Below are 1466 nucleotides of genomic sequence, written 5' to 3' on the forward strand. Positions count from 1 at the left end.
CGGCCCTTCCGGTTTTAGAGTGCGTTGATTTTGTCCTGTAGTTGTCCGGAGTGGATTAGGCACCGCAAGATGTAGTGGTTGAGGTTTTTGAATCCTAGGGCGATGCCGCGTAGGTGTTCGAGTCTGCCGTTGATTGCCTCGACGGGGCCGTTGGATGCGCCGATATCAAAGTAGGCAAGCACATCTTTGCGCCGACGCCACAGGGTGCGTCCCAGTTGGGCGAGCTCTTCTAAGCCTTTCGGTAATCCTTTACGCAGCGTATGGATGATGCGTTCCATGAGCTTTTTGCCTTCCGATTTCTTCGGATGCGCATACGCTGCGATCATGTCTTGGTAGAACAACCACGTTACTTCTAGGCACACGTAGTCGTCATCGGTGGCCCACAGCATTTCTAAGCGTTGCTTTTGCCGCTCGGTGAGGTAGTTCGTCCTGGTCAACAGGGTGCGCCGGTGCTTGTACAGCGGGTCATCTTTGCGTCCGCGGCGCCCGGTGGTCTCGCGTTGGAGTCTTTGTCGGCAACTGGTGAGCTTGTCGGCTGCTAGATGCACTACATGGAAAGGGTCCATGACTTTGTCTGCTTGTGGTAGTTGCTCCTCGACTGCGGTGGCATAACCGGTGAACCCATCCATGGTCACCACCTGTATCTGCCCCCGGAAGCTGGGGTCGCGTTCTTTAAGCCACCCGCTGAGCACATCTGCGGACCTGCCCGGTCGCATGTCTAACAAACGAGCAGGCCCGCGCCCGTCCACCAGCGGGGTGAGGTCAACAAGTATGGTCACCAGGTTTGATGCCTGACCTGGCTTTCTGGTGTGTTTCCATACATGTTCATCGACTCCGAGGACGCGAACCCCGTCTAGGTGACAAGGGTCGCCGTAGACAAGCTGGCGGCAGGCATCTAGTGCGACCTGGTTGACCAGGTCCCAGCCCACACCGAGTGCTTTGGCGGTAGCTGACACACTCATCCGGTCAATAGCAAGGCGCTGCAAGATCCAGCGGGTGACCCGATGGGTGAGCTTGGCACCGTCATCAGCGCAGGTTAAAGATTCTTGGAAGATCTTTCTCTTACATGATGCGGCTGTACACCGGAATCTAGGGACTTTTACGTGCAGCCTAGTGGGGAATCCAACAACAGGAAGATCAACGAGCCGACGGGTGATGTGGTCACGTAGCGTGCCAGACTGGCCGCAGTCCGGGCACACGCCAATAACGGCTACAGGCGTGGCCTCAATGATGGTCAGCGGTCCGGCATCAGCAGCACCGGTGATGGCAAGCCCGATTTCCGCGGTACGGCAGATAGTGTCGGCGACGAGGTTTCCAGTAGGCTTCACAGTACGGGTCCCTGGTGGGTTTAGATGGTTGTGTAGGAACTTTCATCTTCACACCAGGGACCCCTACATGTTGTGGTGACCCGCTGAACCCGTCGTTTTCTACCTCACCCCGCTACGCACCCCGAAACCGGAAGAGCC

Annotated in this window: 1 protein-coding gene; it reads right to left on the bottom strand. The window is 57.1% G+C overall.

Annotation, left to right across the window (positions count from 1 at the left end; all coding sequences use genetic code 11):
• Positions 1-14: 14 nt before the first annotated feature.
• Positions 15-1328, bottom strand: a complete 1314-nt coding sequence (locus NX84_RS12235) for an ISL3 family transposase (protein WP_039676997.1) — start codon at positions 1326-1328, stop codon at positions 15-17.
• Positions 1329-1466: the final 138 nt, after the last annotated feature.

It is taken from the genome of Corynebacterium minutissimum, from assembly GCF_000805675.1.
GTDB classification, from domain to species: domain Bacteria; phylum Actinomycetota; class Actinomycetes; order Mycobacteriales; family Mycobacteriaceae; genus Corynebacterium; species Corynebacterium minutissimum.